At 72.4% G+C, this 12,541-nt stretch carries 20 protein-coding genes and 1 pseudogene; 12 read left to right on the top strand and 9 right to left on the bottom strand.

What is annotated here, in order from left to right; genetic code table 11:
• Window positions 1–6 precede the first annotated feature (6 nt).
• The 4 genes from ACI783_RS01085 (at window position 7) to ACI783_RS01070 (ending at window position 1,778) form a co-directional block, all read left to right on the top strand.
• A complete protein-coding gene (locus ACI783_RS01085; protein ID WP_457138725.1) occupies window positions 7–456 on the top strand; it encodes a TetR/AcrR family transcriptional regulator C-terminal domain-containing protein in 450 nt (149 codons plus the stop codon).
• A 293-nt stretch (window positions 457–749) separates the two neighbouring features.
• Complete coding sequence (locus ACI783_RS01080) at window positions 750–1,226, top strand: hypothetical protein (RefSeq protein WP_457138724.1); 477 nt, start codon at window positions 750–752, stop codon at window positions 1,224–1,226.
• Window positions 1,227–1,230: 4 nt separating this feature from the next.
• Window positions 1,231–1,506 (top strand): type II toxin-antitoxin system Phd/YefM family antitoxin, encoded by a 276-nt coding sequence (locus ACI783_RS01075; protein WP_457138723.1) that lies wholly within the window; start codon window positions 1,231–1,233, stop codon window positions 1,504–1,506.
• Window positions 1,503–1,778, top strand: coding sequence for a type II toxin-antitoxin system RelE family toxin (locus ACI783_RS01070; protein ID WP_457138722.1), 276 nt, complete (start codon window positions 1,503–1,505; stop codon window positions 1,776–1,778). Before ACI783_RS01075 ends, ACI783_RS01070 begins: the two co-directional genes overlap by 4 nt.
• A 260-nt stretch (window positions 1,779–2,038) precedes the next feature.
• On the opposite strand, the gene ACI783_RS01065 is transcribed toward ACI783_RS01070, so the two are convergent.
• A complete protein-coding gene (locus ACI783_RS01065; protein WP_457138721.1) occupies window positions 2,039–2,983 on the bottom strand; it encodes a pirin family protein in 945 nt (314 codons plus the stop codon).
• A gap of 222 nt (window positions 2,984–3,205) precedes the next feature.
• Between ACI783_RS01065 and glsA the strand changes: the two genes are divergently transcribed.
• From glsA to ACI783_RS01050, 3 genes and pseudogenes are all read left to right on the top strand, one after another.
• Window positions 3,206–4,009 carry a glutaminase A gene (glsA, locus tag ACI783_RS01060; protein WP_457138720.1) on the top strand — a complete coding sequence of 268 codons (804 nt, stop codon included), beginning with the start codon at window positions 3,206–3,208 and terminating at the stop codon, window positions 4,007–4,009.
• Window positions 4,009–4,065, top strand: a pseudogene (locus ACI783_RS01055) (hypothetical protein); the annotation flags it as partial. The gene glsA and the pseudogene ACI783_RS01055, both read left to right, overlap by 1 nt.
• A gap of 135 nt (window positions 4,066–4,200) precedes the next feature.
• Entirely contained in the window at window positions 4,201–4,491 is a 291-nt protein-coding gene (locus tag ACI783_RS01050; protein ID WP_457138761.1) for an STAS domain-containing protein, read from the top strand.
• Window positions 4,492–4,535: 44 nt separating this feature from the next.
• Here the strand turns inward: ACI783_RS01050 and ACI783_RS01045 are convergent, their stop codons facing one another.
• Window positions 4,536–4,844 carry a hypothetical protein gene (locus tag ACI783_RS01045; protein ID WP_457138719.1) on the bottom strand — a complete coding sequence of 103 codons (309 nt, stop codon included), beginning with the start codon at window positions 4,842–4,844 and terminating at the stop codon, window positions 4,536–4,538.
• A gap of 205 nt (window positions 4,845–5,049) precedes the next feature.
• Between ACI783_RS01045 and ACI783_RS01040 the strand changes: the two genes are divergently transcribed.
• The 3 genes from ACI783_RS01040 to ACI783_RS01030 are packed head-to-tail and all read left to right on the top strand — an operon-like array spanning window position 5,050 to window position 7,239.
• Window positions 5,050–5,721 carry an NADPH-dependent F420 reductase gene (locus ACI783_RS01040; protein ID WP_457138718.1) on the top strand — a complete coding sequence of 224 codons (672 nt, stop codon included), beginning with the start codon at window positions 5,050–5,052 and terminating at the stop codon, window positions 5,719–5,721.
• A gap of 55 nt (window positions 5,722–5,776) precedes the next feature.
• Entirely contained in the window at window positions 5,777–7,066 is a 1,290-nt protein-coding gene (locus ACI783_RS01035; RefSeq protein ID WP_457138717.1) for a glycerophosphodiester phosphodiesterase, read from the top strand.
• Window positions 7,063–7,239 (top strand): hypothetical protein, encoded by a 177-nt coding sequence (locus tag ACI783_RS01030; RefSeq protein WP_457082931.1) that lies wholly within the window; start codon window positions 7,063–7,065, stop codon window positions 7,237–7,239. The genes ACI783_RS01035 and ACI783_RS01030 overlap by 4 nt, the downstream gene beginning before the upstream one ends.
• A gap of 38 nt (window positions 7,240–7,277) precedes the next feature.
• Here ACI783_RS01030 and ACI783_RS01025 read toward each other — a convergent pair whose 3' ends face one another.
• Window positions 7,278–7,481, bottom strand: coding sequence for a hypothetical protein (locus ACI783_RS01025; protein ID WP_457138716.1), 204 nt, complete (start codon window positions 7,479–7,481; stop codon window positions 7,278–7,280).
• Between the two features lie 167 nt (window positions 7,482–7,648).
• Between ACI783_RS01025 and ACI783_RS01020 the strand changes: the two genes are divergently transcribed.
• Together ACI783_RS01020 and ACI783_RS01015 are read left to right on the top strand one after the other, a co-directional pair.
• The gene (locus ACI783_RS01020) at window positions 7,649–8,146 is read left to right on the top strand and encodes a hypothetical protein (RefSeq protein WP_457138715.1); all 498 of its coding nucleotides are present in this window, start codon (window positions 7,649–7,651) and stop codon (window positions 8,144–8,146) included.
• 21 nt (window positions 8,147–8,167) lie between these two features.
• The gene (locus ACI783_RS01015) at window positions 8,168–8,389 is read left to right on the top strand and encodes a hypothetical protein (protein WP_457138714.1); all 222 of its coding nucleotides are present in this window, start codon (window positions 8,168–8,170) and stop codon (window positions 8,387–8,389) included.
• Window positions 8,390–8,541: 152 nt separating this feature from the next.
• On the opposite strand, the gene ACI783_RS01010 is transcribed toward ACI783_RS01015, so the two are convergent.
• The 6 genes from ACI783_RS01010 to ACI783_RS00985 all read right to left on the bottom strand — a co-directional run bounded on the left by ACI783_RS01010 (window position 8,542) and on the right by ACI783_RS00985 (window position 12,412).
• Window positions 8,542–8,808 (bottom strand): MGMT family protein, encoded by a 267-nt coding sequence (locus ACI783_RS01010; RefSeq protein ID WP_457138713.1) that lies wholly within the window; start codon window positions 8,806–8,808, stop codon window positions 8,542–8,544.
• A 5-nt stretch (window positions 8,809–8,813) separates the two neighbouring features.
• Window positions 8,814–9,938: a hypothetical protein gene (locus tag ACI783_RS01005; RefSeq protein ID WP_457138712.1), complete on the bottom strand. Its 1,125-nt coding sequence runs from the start codon at window positions 9,936–9,938 to the stop codon at window positions 8,814–8,816.
• A gap of 47 nt (window positions 9,939–9,985) precedes the next feature.
• Window positions 9,986–10,771, bottom strand: a complete 786-nt coding sequence (locus ACI783_RS01000) for an SDR family oxidoreductase (protein WP_457138711.1) — start codon at window positions 10,769–10,771, stop codon at window positions 9,986–9,988.
• Between the two features lie 137 nt (window positions 10,772–10,908).
• The gene (locus ACI783_RS00995; RefSeq protein ID WP_457138710.1) at window positions 10,909–11,559 is read right to left on the bottom strand and encodes a trimeric intracellular cation channel family protein; all 651 of its coding nucleotides are present in this window, start codon (window positions 11,557–11,559) and stop codon (window positions 10,909–10,911) included.
• 104 nt (window positions 11,560–11,663) lie between these two features.
• A complete protein-coding gene (locus ACI783_RS00990) occupies window positions 11,664–11,996 on the bottom strand; it encodes an alpha/beta fold hydrolase (protein WP_457138709.1) in 333 nt (110 codons plus the stop codon).
• Complete coding sequence (locus tag ACI783_RS00985; protein WP_457138708.1) at window positions 11,993–12,412, bottom strand: alpha/beta fold hydrolase; 420 nt, start codon at window positions 12,410–12,412, stop codon at window positions 11,993–11,995. The genes ACI783_RS00990 and ACI783_RS00985 overlap by 4 nt, the downstream gene beginning before the upstream one ends.
• Window positions 12,413–12,541 lie beyond the last annotated feature (129 nt).

Genomic DNA, 12,541 nt, shown 5'->3' with positions numbered 1-12,541 from the left:
AGGCCGTTGCAGGCCGCACTCATCCGGCGCCAGTCGGCTGCCACGAACGCACTGGTCGAGCAGGCGGTCAACCGCGGTGGAGCCCCGTCGGACGTCCTGCTCGGCATCGCCCGCGGGCTGCTGGACCTGCTGACCAGCGAGACGTCGCTGGCCCTGAACCGTGCGGCCATGACCTCGTCGACGCTGGCTGTCGTGCTCCTGCGCCACGGCCGGCACACCACCGGTCCGCTGGTCGAGGCCTACCTGTCCAGGCTCGCCGACGACGGTGTGCTCGAGATCGAGAACCCAGGCAGCGCCTTCGCTCTCTTCTACGGGCTGGTCATCCAGGACGTGCAGATCCGCGCCCTGCTGGGTGAGGCGCCGCCGAGCGGCCCGGACCGGCAGCGGCGGGCCCAGGTGGCAGTCGATGCGTTCCTGCGCCTCACCCAGGCCTCCCGGCACCCCCGGTCGGACTGAGGACGGACACGCTCCGGGGGGCGCCTGACCGGGGCGCAGGGTCGGGGGCTGACCGACGTGCCGGGGCAGTCCGTGGCGACACCGGCGGATCCGTCAGCGGGCGCCTCGCAGACGTGTGCGTATGTACCGTGTCGCCCCTCGGACACAGCAGACAGCCCCCGCGGTCATCGACCGTGGGGGCTCTGTCGTTGGCGGTCGCGACGACCCCGACGTGCCGTGCCTGTGGACAACTCCCGTCGGCGTCGCACCGTGCCGCGACGCTGACTGACATGTCTCCCGTCCTCCGTTCTCCCGTGCTCATCACGTCCGCCGCCGAGCTCAGCCTCTGGTGGGCCGAGGTGCTGTCGGAGCCAGATGCGCCCGATCACGCTTTGTCGTTGCTGTGGCTCGACTCCACTGGCCACCGGCTCGGGCGCGTGCTCTCCGTCCCTGGCGTCACCGTGCAGCCCGATCGACGGGTGATCGGCTTTGTCCGGCATCTGCGCGACGTCATGGTCGAGGACTCGGGCGACCCGGTGCATCTCGCCCTCGCCCTCGCGCTCAGCCGCTCCGGCCGTTCCGTACTGGCCGGGACAGACCGCGAGTGGGCGGCGGCGCCGCGCGCCGGCCTGGACACGGGTGGCGACGCCACCTGGAGCCTGCACGTTGCGACGGCACGCTGGATCACCCCCGTCGTCGAGCCTCCGGCCACCAGGTTCCACCCGCACCGTCTCGCCCGGCGTCCACCGGGAGACCTCCTTGACCGCGACTGGCTGCTTGACCAGGATTAAGATCATGACGACGCAATCGCTGGCGGCGGTGAAGGCGCACTTCAGCCAGGTCATCGACGAGGTGTCCGGCACACACGAGCGGGTCACGGTCACGAAGAACGGCAGTCCGGTCGCCGTCATCCTCGCCGTCGAGGACTACGAGTCGCTGATGGAGACGCTGGAGGTCCTGTCCGACCCTCGCGCCAGAGCGGACATCCGCCGGGCGGAGGACGAGATGGCCGACGGTGAGGTCTACGACGAGGCCCAGGTGCGGGCAGCCCTCGCTGCCCGTCGCGGGTGAGCGACAACCGGACCTACACGGTCGTCCTGTCGGCAGCCGCCAAGCGAGCCATCGAGCGCGACCTCCCGGAGCCCGTGGCCGTCGCGGTCGTCGACTTCCTGTACGGCCCGCTCGCCTCCGATCCCCACCGCGTCGGCAAGCCGTTGCGATTCGAACTGGAGGGCTACTGGTCGGCCCGTCGCGGCCAGTACCGCGTCATCTACTCCATCCGCAACGACGAGGTGCTCGTTCGAGTCGTGCGCATCTCGCACCGTGCCGACGCCTACGGCTGATCGGGTCCGCCCGCGTGCGCTGTGGCAGGCGTGTGCGGGAGTACCGTATCGCCCCTCGGACACAGCAGACAGCGCCCGCGGTCATCGACCGCGGGCGCTCTTTGCATCTCCTGGTGTCGGCCCGGCCCGTCGACGTCTGGAAGACCGCTCCGGCCGTTCGCTGGACTTCGAGCTCGGAATCGTCGCGGCGGGCGTCCTCCGGCACTCCTGACCGCCCCCGGCCGATGCCCCCGCTCGGCGAACGGCGTGCCGTAGTCGGCTCATCCCCAGGCGCTGGGGTCCTCCGGGCCGGGCGGCGACATCCGGGCCTTCAGCCGGACGGTGGGCAGCGGTGGCGCCGGCAACCGCTGCACGTCCCCGCCGTAGCCCTCGACCTGGCCGAAGCGGTCCGAACGGGCCTCCCACTCGTCGCGGTAGCCGGCGATCTCCTCGTGGGTACGGCCGATGAAGTTCCACCACATCACCACCGGTTCGCCGAACGGCTCCCCGCCCAGCAGCATGACGCGGGCCGGCCGGTCGCCGGGATTGGTCAGATGCAGCCGTGCCGCGCCGGGCGCCACGTAGCCCAGCTCAGCGCGGGCCAGCTCGGCGCTTCGCAACACGACCGGCCCCTGGTCCACGAGCACACCGTGCTCGAACCCCGGGTCGACGTCGAGGTGCAGCTCCGTGCCCGGGTCGAGCACCAGCTCGGCGCCGAGCAGCGGGCTGTGCGTGGGCACCGGCGAAGTGTGCCCGGCGAGCGTGCCGACCAGCACCCGGGCGGTGGCGCCGCCCAGCGGCAACGGCTCGGGGACGTGGTGCACGAAGGACCGCGGCAGGTGCCGCGCCGACTCGGGCAACGCCGTCCACAGCTGGACACCGTGCAGCGTGCCGCACTCGGCGGTGGACACCTCCGAGTGGGCGACCCCGGAACCCCCGGTCATCAGGTTCAGCTCACCGGGCCGGACGACGGCGTGGACCCCGGTGGTGTCCCGGTGCTCGATCGCGCCGCTGAACAGCCAGCTCACCGTCTGCAGCCCGGTGTGCGGGTGCGGCGGCACGTCCATGCCACCGGTGCGGGACACGTCGTCGGGTCCGTAGTGGTCGGCGAAGCACCAGGCACCGATCAGGGACCGCGCCCGCTGCGGGAGGGTGCGGCGCACCGTCATCGCGCGCGGGCCGCCGAGCGGCACCTCCCGGCTGGTGATCACCTCGACGTCGCCCACGGCACGAGCCTGGCACACGAGCTCGCGCCCCGGGGACATGGCGGAGCGGGCCCGGGACCAGCGACCCGACGACCCGACGACCCGACGCCCCAGCGATCGAGCGGCCCGACTTCCCGAGGATCAGGCCAGACCGAGCTGGGCGAGGACGTCGGCCTGCGGTGGGGGCGGCCGGAGCCTCATCTGACATGGTCCTGATCTGCGCCGGCGATGAGAGGCGGCCCAGTGCACTCCCCAGTACCCGACTACCTGACGGAGATCTTGGAGGCCTGCGGCGACGACGCGGGCGCCTTGGCCGACTACATCCCCGAGCTGGCGTCGGCCGACCCGGACCGGCTCGCCGTGTGCCTCTCGACGATCGACGGGACGCTCTACCGTGCCGGCGACAGCAGCACCGAGTTCTCCATCCAGTCGATCTCGAAGCCGTTCGTCTACGCCCTGGCCCTCGCCGAGCGCGGGCTGGACGACGTCCTGGAGTGGATCGGCGTGGAACCCAGCGGCGAGGCGTTCAACGAGCTCTCCCTGGAACGGGAGTCGAGGCGGCCCCGGAATCCCATGATCGACGCCGGGGCGCTCACGGCACACGCCTTGATCGGCGACCCCGGGGACGACGTCGACACCCGGGTGGAGCGGGTCCGGCGGCTGATCTCGGACTTCGCCGGCCGTGAACTGCACGTGGACCGGACGATCTACGAGTCGGAGATGTCGCAGGCCTACCGCAATCTGGCCATCGCCAACATGCTCCGCAGCTACGGCGTGATCACCCAGGATCCGTGGGACGTGGTCCGCGGCTACACCCAGCAGTGCGCGATCTCGGTGACCACGGCTGATCTGGCGACCACGGCGGCCACGCTGGCTGCGGGTGGTGTGCAGCCGATCACCGGCAAGCAGGTCGTGCCGGTGGAGGTGGCCCGACAGGTGCTGAGCGTGATGATGAGCTGCGGCATGTACGACGCGGCCGGGGACTGGATGACCACGGTCGGGTTCCCGGCAAAAGAGCGGTGTCTCCGGAGGCATCCTGGGGGGTGATGCCCGGGCAGCTCGGGATGGCCACCTTCTCCCCGAGGCTGGACCCCCACGGCAACAGCACGCGGGGGGTCACGTTGTGCACCCGCATGTCGGCCGACATGGGCCTGCACATCATGCAGGCCCCGGAGCCGGCGCGGTCGACGGTGCGACGGGACCGAAGGCTCCGTGGGCCGGATGGCTCCCTCGCACGCGTGTGCAGCCTGCAGGGCTCGATGCAGTTCAGCAGCACGGAGAGGGTGCTGCGGACGGTGACCGACGGCGTCCCCGTGGCGGTGTTCGTCCTGGACCTCCGGCGGGTGTCGTCGGTGGACGACGTCGCTCGACGCATGCTCGCAGAGATGCTCCGCCGCCTGCAGCTGGACGGCGCCGAGGTGGCGCTGCTGGATCCGGACCGCTGTCTGGACCTGTCCGAGCAGGAGGTCGTGCAGCTCCCGGGACGGTGGAGCTCGCTGGCTCGACTGGAGGGCTACGAGCGGGTCTGACGTCGTCCGGCCCGGAGTCCGGGGCCGGGCGACGGGCGCCTGCGTCAGCCGAGCAGGCGGCGGGCCGTCACGAGCGGCTGCCGCACGCACCACCGGGCGACCCGGAGGCCGAGGTGCCAGAGGTCGGGCCACTCGGGCGGCCGGGTGGCCCCCACCGGGGATGACCGGGGCGTCGGCGCGACGGCCGCGTCCGCCCGGGACACCAGGATGTCGGCTGCGGACCGCTGTCGCGTGGCCCGCAGGGAGGCGAAGGACGGGATGGCCGGCGCGGACGACGACTCCTGGTCGTCCGAGGGGACCGACGGGCCGCGGCCGACCGACCCCGGTCCCGTTCCTCCCGCGTTCTCCGCCATGCCACGCGACGCTAGTCGCCGGGGAGCGCCCCGGCCTTCCGGGTGCCGCCACCCGGCCGGCTGGAACACCGGGAGCGTCGAGCCGTTGAGAAAAGATGAACGCTCAACTTCATGCCGCCAGGAAGAGGCTCACCATGACCACGCACACCGACCGGGGCGCGGACCGCCGTCCCCACTCCGCCGTCGCCACGCGCGGGGTGGGGGCATGACCACGCTGGGCATCCTCGGCGCCGGCAAGGTGGGCACCGTGCTGGCCCGCCTCGCGGTCGGGGCCGGGTACGACGTGCTGATCGCCGGCTCGGGCGACCCGGCGAGGATCGCCTTGACCGTCGAAGTGCTCGTGCCGGGAGCGACCGCCACGACGGCGGCTGCCGCCGCGCGCGAGGCCGATGTCGTCGTCCTCGCCCTGCCGCTGGGCAAGCACCGCACGCTGCCCGTCGATGCCCTGGACGGGAAGCTGGTCATCGACGCGATGAACTACTGGTGGGAGGTCGACGGAATCCGCGACGACCTCACCGATCCGCGGACCTCGACCAGTGAGGTCGTGCAGGCCTTCCTGCCGAAGGCCCGGGTGGTGAAGGGGTTCAACCACATGGGCTACCACGACCTCGAGGGCGGAGCTCTCCCCGCCGGCGCCCCCGGCCGGAAGGCGATCGCCATCGCCGGAGACGACGCGACCGACCTCAGCGTGGTTGCCCGGATCGTCTCCGACCTGGGCTTCGACCCGGTCGTCGCCGGCCCTCTCGCGCACGGCGTGCGCCTCGAGCCGGGTACCGAGCCCTTCGGCGCCGACGTCGACGCCGAGGAGCTGCGCGCGATGATCGACCGCTTCGCCACCTCCGACCGCGGCCGGGAGGTCATCGCCGCCCGGCGGTGACGGCCTCCTCCGAGCACGGCAGGGAGTCGGACGGCGGGTCCCGTTAGGGTCGCGCGTGTCCTTCGCCGAGCTCGACCGGCCGTTCGTCATCGCCCACCGCGGCGGCTCCCTGCAGGTGCCCGAGCACACGATGGAGGGCTACCGGTTCGCCGTGGCCCAGGGCTCGGCGGTCATCGAGCAGGACGTGTCGACACTCGCCGACGGCGCGCTCGGCGTCATGCACGACGGCACCGTGGACCGGATGACCACCTCCACCGGGAACGTCGCCGATCACATGTCGGCGTCGTGGAGGCAGCTCGAGATCGACGCCTCGGTCATCCTGGGCGGAGGCTGGCCCGACGGGCTGCGCCCTCCCCTGTTCGAGGAGGTGCTCACCGAGTTCGGCAACGTGGTCCTCCTCTGCGCGGAGGCCAAGAGCGGCGATGCGATGGGGCCGATGATCGACGCGCTCGACCGCCACGGGGTCAGCCCGGCGTCCGTGCTGCTCCAGTCGTTCGCCCTCGCCGACTGCCGGCTGGCGCGCTCGCGGGGGTGGGAGGTGATCTGGCTCGGCAGCACCGACGTCGCCCGGGCCGCCGCCGAGGGCATCGGCTGGATCGGTCCGCCGGCGGACCGCGTGACCCCGGCGGTCTGCACGGCGGCACATGCGGCGGGGATCGAAGTGGCCTGCTACACGGTGAACCGCCGACACCAGCGGGACGCCGTCCTCGCTGCCGGTGTGGACGCGATCTTCTCCGACGACCCCAGCTACCTCGCCGACGACGGGTGCCGTCGCACCTCGGACCTGTTCGCCGATCAGACCTGGCTGCCCGGGATGCTGCCGGACACCAGCCGCGGCCGGTTCTTCCCGGACGACCGGTCCTGGGGCTTCGACGTCTCCGACACCGTCCACTCGACGCTCATGGGCTTCCTCGCACCGCCGGACCCCGAGGCGTTCACGCTGGACCTCGACGTCCGGGTCGACCAGCTCGGGGCAGGCAGCCGCGGGAGCGGTGCGTTCGTCTTCCTGAGCACCGACGACCACCGGTACCGGCCGTCATCCGGCTCGTCGCCCGGCGCCAACGGCTACTGCTTCCTCGTGCGGGCAGACGGCACCCTGGACATCAGACGGGTCGTCGATGGTGTCGCCGCCACCCTGGCGTCCTCGACGCGGGGAACGGCCCCACAGCCGGGCAGCTACGTTCAGCTGCGGATCACCGTCACCGGCGCGGACCTCGCCGTCACGCGCACGGACACCGACGCCGAGGTGCTGACGGTGGCGGACACCACCTGCCGACCCGCGCCCGTCGTCCACCTCGGCAGCGCGTTCGCCGGGGTCCGTTTCAGGAACGTGGTGTTCACATGACCGACCCGCAGGAACGTCCGGGCCACGGCCCCGCCGACCCGGACGGCTACCTCATCGAGCTCGCCCCGGACGGCTACCGGTGGACCTGCCGCGCCGACGGCCGCACCGCAGGTCCGTTCGGCAGTCGCGAGGACGCCGTCGCCTCAGCCGAGGCGGATCAGACCGCCGGGTGATCCGCGGAGGTCCGGTGGGCGAGCGCCTGGCGGCGGCGTCACACAGCGTCCTGATCGGCCCGCGATGCGTCTACCCGCCGGCGGCGGACCTCGATCAGCACGCTGGCGAGGAGCACCACCGACACGACGACGGCCCAGCGGGCCAGCATGGGCAGGTCGAACGCGAGATCGAGGACGGCGATGCCGGCCAGGGCGACGAGCACGACCACGAGAGTGCGGAGTGCTCCCGGGAACCTGGTCATCGTCCGACCGTGTCGGTCGGCACCCGCCGACCACTGGGGACACCACCGGGGCACCAGGCGTCCACTGCGGGCATCGACCAGGGGCCCGGTGCCGTGATGACATCGTCATGCCGGAGGCGTGACAGCACGCACTCAGCCGGAGCTCCGCGGCCCGGTGGGATGGGTTCATGAACTCCGAGTTCGTCGAAGACCTCCTCACCCAGCTCACCGAGTTCGCCGCCGGACTGGAGCAGTGGCAACAGCTCGGCGCCCTCCTGCTCTTCGGCGTGATCCCGTTCGTCGAGTCCTACCTGGGCAGCTTCATCGGCACCGTCGTCGGCGTCGACCCGCTCTTCGCCGTGCCCGCCGCCGTCATCGGCAACATCGTGGCCACCTTCCTGACGATCGCCCTCGCCAGCGGTGTCCGAGACGCCGCCACTTGGGGTCGGCCGGGCAGGGACACGTCCCAGCGCAAGCAGAAGATCGCCAAGTACTTCGAGCGTCTGGGTGTTCCGGGTGTCTCACTGCTCGGTGCGACCCTCCTGCCCACGCAGATCACAGCGCCGACCCTGATCGCGCTCGGCGCGCGCAGAGGTGCCGTCTACGCGTGGATGGGCATCGCGATCACCGTGTGGGGCATCGCCTTCGGCTTCTTCGGGGACCGCGTCGTCGCCTGGTACGGCTGAACCCCCGATCCACCATCGCCCGTGGCCGACCTCGACCGCTCTGTCGTCACCGACGTTCCCGGCGGACGGCATCGACCACCGCGGCCGGAGGTGCAGCTGCGGCACGAGGCGCCGGGGCTGCGCACGAAGGACGAGCAGGACTTCGACGCCTGCCTGCCGCTGCTCGAGGGTGCGGACCAGGCATGGCTGGCGGACGCTCTTCGGCTCGCGCGTCCCGGCCGCCCCTGGCTCGACCGGCTCTGACCCACCGACGTCCGAGGGCCGCGGTGACCAGCTGTCCGGTGCACGCCTCGTGCCGGTGGTGACCACGACGGGTGCCGTCGGCCGGCGGTCGCGGCGCGCTCGCCGGGGTCAGGTCACGTGCCGTTCACGGCACCGTGGCTGCGCCACGATGCTCACGCGAGGTCCACCCGCACGTCGTCGCCCCGGTGCAGCAACGGGGTCGCTTCCGCGAGGAACCGTGCGCGTGCCTCGTGGGCCGCGGCCCTGACCGGCCGTCCCGTGGCGTCCACCACCCGCCACCACGGCACGTCGCGACCGTCCCTGCGCAGGACCTGACCGACGGCGCGCGCACCGGTGCCCGCCGCCTCCGCGACGTCGCCGTAGGTCATCACGCGCCCGCTGGGGATCGAGGACACGGTGCGCAGCACCCGCTCGGCCACGTCGTTCACGATGTTCCCCGCACTGCCGCGTCCGCGCTCTCCAGGACGAACCACTCGGGTGGAGAGAGGACCCCGTTCGCCTGCACGGTGACGGAGTGCGACCCCGGGTGGTACGTCCGGGTGGTGATCGGGCGGAAGGAATGGGTCTTCGTGACGACGGTGCTGCCGCCGGCGGCGATGCGCCGTGACCCGAGCTTGAAGGTCTTGGGGCTCACGGACCCGTTGGCGCGCTGGAACCCGAGGGAGTAGTCGATCGCCACCGTCGCGTCCGTCTCCCCGTCGTTGGTGACGACGGCGGTGAACGTGAGCTCCCCTCCCCAGGGGACGACGTCACCGGCGAGCCGCGGCCGGTCCACGTGCAGGTCGTTCCCGGTGAACCCCACGAGTGCCAGCGCGGTGCGGTCGGCTCGCTTGATCAGCGTCCTCAGGCCGTGCCGGAGCACCCCGGGTGTGTGGGCGTCCGGGTCGCCGGCCCACGCGGCGGCGATCTCCGTGACGACGGAGGGATCGACGCGACTGAGGTCGTTGAGGTGGTTCGCGACCGAGCGACGCACGTACCCGGCCGGGTCGCGGTAGGTGGCGTCCAGGATGCCCCGTGTTGCACGGGGATGGGCCAGCAGCCACGGAACCCGTCTTGCCCAGGGCAGGTACGCGCGCGAGCCCTCGGTGGCGAGTCGCCGCACGTGCTCGCTGTCGTGCCCCGTCCAGGTCTGCATGATGCGGAGGCCGCGCTGGGGTCGCGCGTTCAGCAGCTCGCGGACGGCGAACTCGCCCGTCAGCCCGACGGTGAGCCGGGCCAGGAGATCCATGGCGGCGTCGAAGTGCCGCGCAGACCCGGACTCGAGCGCTCTCGAGGCGAGGAACTCCGTGGTGGGCCAGATCATCCAGCCCTCGAAGCGCGGCTCGTCCAGCAGGTCGAGCACCACCCGCTCGGCGGTGGGGAACCCCGCCGGGACGTCGCTGAGGAGCGCATCGCGGACGACGTCCACCCGCTCCCGGAGGCGGACACCCGCCACGGCACCCTCCGCCCGGACCAGAGCGGGGAAGTCGCCGGTGGGCGCGACCGCCTCCAACGCAGCCCGCAGCCGGCCGACGACGACGGGGCTGATCAGCTCGTCCGTGGCGCCCACGGCGACTCCTCCTCTCCTGGAGCACGTCCCCTGCGTCCGGTCCGGTGCTAGACCGTCGGGACGGTCCCGCCGTCGATCACGTACTCCGCGCCGACGATCGCCGACGCCTGGTCGGACACCAGGAAGGCCACGAGATCGGCGATCTCCTCCGTCCTCGCGAAACGGCCGAGCGGCACTCCGCCGAGGTCGTCGAAGATCCTCTCCTTCGCCCCCTCCCGGCTCAGCCCGTTCCCCTCCGCGATCCGGTCCACGAACCTCTCGTAGGCCTCGGTCTCGATCCCACCCGGACTGATCGCGTTGACCCGCACACCCTGCGGCGCGAGTTCGTTGGCCAGGCCCTTGCTGTACGTGCGCAACGCGGCCTTCGCCGCCGCGTACGCGAGAGACGCGTCGTACTGCGGCAGCTGCCGCTGGATGGACGTGAAGTGGAGGACCACACCGTGCCCGGCCCGGATCATCGCGGGCAGCAGCGCTCGATCCAGCCGCACGGCGCCGAGGAAGTTGAGCTGCAGCTCGGTCATCCACTGCTCGTCCGTGATCACCGCGAACCCCCCGGACGGCGTGGACGCTCCTCCCACGACGTGCACGAGGACGTCGACACCACCTGCCTGCTCGATCCGCGACGCGACGAGCGCGGTGCCCTCGACGGTCGAGGTGTCGGCCGCGATGAAGCGGTCGGGGAACTCGTACCCGTCGGGCATCGTCCGGGCCGTCACGTGCACGTCCGCGCCGAGTGCGCGGAGCCGTTCAGCCACGGCGCCACCCGATCCCTTCGACCCGCCGGTGACGAGCGCTCGACGCCCGTCCAGCCGTCCGCGGTCCACGCTGCCCATCTCTGCTCCTTCGTCGTCGTCATCCACGCCCGGGCTCCGAGGACGCCTTCGTTGTGCGCGTGCCCCGCCGGTGCTCGCCGACGACCACCACGCCGTACCGCTCGCCCGGTGTCATGTCGCGCTGTTCGCTCGTTGCCTCAGGAAGGTGGCGGTCCGCCCACCGGCGACGGGCCGACCGGGGATCGCCGCCGGCGCGCCCGCGGACCGCGCCAGTGGCGCTGCAGGGCGAGCACCCGGACGACGAAGATCGCGGCGGCGACCCCCGCGCCCAGCGCCGGGCCGTCGGCGTCGAAGGTCGAGGCGACGCCGACGACGAGCGCCCCGGCCACCGCCGGCATCGCGTAGAGCTCGGAGTCCGGCCGGAACAGCGCCGGGGTCTCGCGGGCGAGGACGTCGCGGAGCACCCCGCCGCCCACGGCGCTCGTGACCCCGAGCAGGGCGGCCGCCACCGGCGCGAGCCCGTGATCGAGGGCCTTCTCGGTCCCGGCGACGCAGAAGAGCCCCAGGCCGGCCGCGTCGAAGACGAGCAGGGGCCTGCTCAGCCGCCCGAACCAGGGGTGGGCGACGGACGTGACCGCGGCCGCCGCCAGGGCCACGACCAGGTACTGCCACCCGGTGAACGCCGGAGGCGGCGTGTCGCCGAGCACCAGGTCCCGGACGATGCCGCCGCCCAGCGCGGTGACCACCGCCAGGATCGCGATCCCCACCACGTCGTAGTCGCGGCCGATCGCCATCAGGGCGCCGGAGATCGCGAAGGCGAAGATGCCGATCAGGTCGAGGACCTGCATGTCGTCACCGACCTCCAGGCGGCTGGGGAGCGGAGCCGTGCCCACCGTCCCGCCCCTCCGACAGCCCGGCTGCCGGAGGGGCGGGACGGTCGTGAGGCAGCGGCTCAGCCGGCCGTCGCGCGGGCGGCCTGGAGGATCAGGTCGGCGACCGCGCCGGGCCGGGACACCGCGACGGCGTGGGAGGCGTCGACCTCGACGACCGTGGACTGCGCGCGCTCGGCCATGAAGACCTGCGCCTCGGCCGGGACCGCGAGGTCCTGCCGCGTGACCAGGGTCCAGGACGGGATCGTCCGCCAGGCCGCCGCCGTCGCCTTCTCCTCCAGCGCCTCGCTGGTGATGGGCCGCTGCGTCGCGACCATCAGCTCGGCGACCTCCGGGGGCACGTCCGCGGCGAACACCTGCCGGAACTTCTCCGGCTGGATGTACAGGTCGGTCACCGTGCCGCCGTTCCCGTCGGGGACGGGAACGGGGTCCAGCGCGGACCCCAGTTCGTTGCCGGGGAACTTCCCGGCCAGCTCACCGGTGCTCTCGCCTTCCTCCAGCAGGAAGCTCCCACGTAGACGAGCGCCCGGACGCCGGGGTGCCCGTCGGCCGCCACGCTCATCACCGAGCCGCCGTAGGAGTGGCCGGCCAGCACGATCGGGCCGCGCACCTGGTCCAGGATGCTGCGCAGCTGGTCGGCGTCGTAGCGCAGGCCCCGGAGCGGGTTCGCCGCGGCGATGACCGGGTGGCCGTCGCTCCTGAGCTGCTCGATCACCCCGTTCCAGCTCGCGGACTCGGCGAAGGCGCCGTGCACGAGCACCACGGTGGGCTTCTCCCGGGCCGGCGGGCGCTCGTCGTTGGTGATGGTCATCGTCGTTCCTCTCGATCCGCAGCGACCGGAACGACCGGAGTGGCCGCCTCAGCGCTGATATATCGACCGTAGGAAGCGGCTCTCCCTGCTCGCGTACGTCAGATGACGGCCCATCCGACTACCCGTCGG

The organism is Modestobacter sp. SYSU DS0511 (assembly GCF_054050755.1).
Note: the sequence above shows the minus strand (reverse complement) of the source record. Positions and strands in the feature narration are given on the sequence as shown.

Bases quoted from the DNA above. Each gene is read 5' to 3' on its own strand.
- ACI783_RS01075 (WP_457138723.1), top strand. From the start codon at position 1,231: ATGACGACGCAATCGCTGGCGGCGGTGAAGGCGCACTTCAGCCAGGTC.
- ACI783_RS01045 (WP_457138719.1), bottom strand. From the start codon at position 4,844: ATGGCGGAGAACGCGGGAGGAACGGGACCGGGGTCGGTCGGCCGCGGC.
- ACI783_RS01040 (WP_457138718.1), top strand. From the start codon at position 5,050: ATGACCACGCTGGGCATCCTCGGCGCCGGCAAGGTGGGCACCGTGCTG.
- ACI783_RS01030 (WP_457082931.1), top strand. From the start codon at position 7,063: ATGACCGACCCGCAGGAACGTCCGGGCCACGGCCCCGCCGACCCGGAC.
- ACI783_RS01025 (WP_457138716.1), bottom strand. From the start codon at position 7,481: ATGACCAGGTTCCCGGGAGCACTCCGCACTCTCGTGGTCGTGCTCGTC.
- ACI783_RS01020 (WP_457138715.1), top strand. From the start codon at position 7,649: ATGAACTCCGAGTTCGTCGAAGACCTCCTCACCCAGCTCACCGAGTTC.
- ACI783_RS01000 (WP_457138711.1), bottom strand. From the start codon at position 10,771: ATGGGCAGCGTGGACCGCGGACGGCTGGACGGGCGTCGAGCGCTCGTC.
- ACI783_RS00995 (WP_457138710.1), bottom strand. From the start codon at position 11,559: ATGCAGGTCCTCGACCTGATCGGCATCTTCGCCTTCGCGATCTCCGGC.
- ACI783_RS00985 (WP_457138708.1), bottom strand. From the start codon at position 12,412: ATGACCATCACCAACGACGAGCGCCCGCCGGCCCGGGAGAAGCCCACC.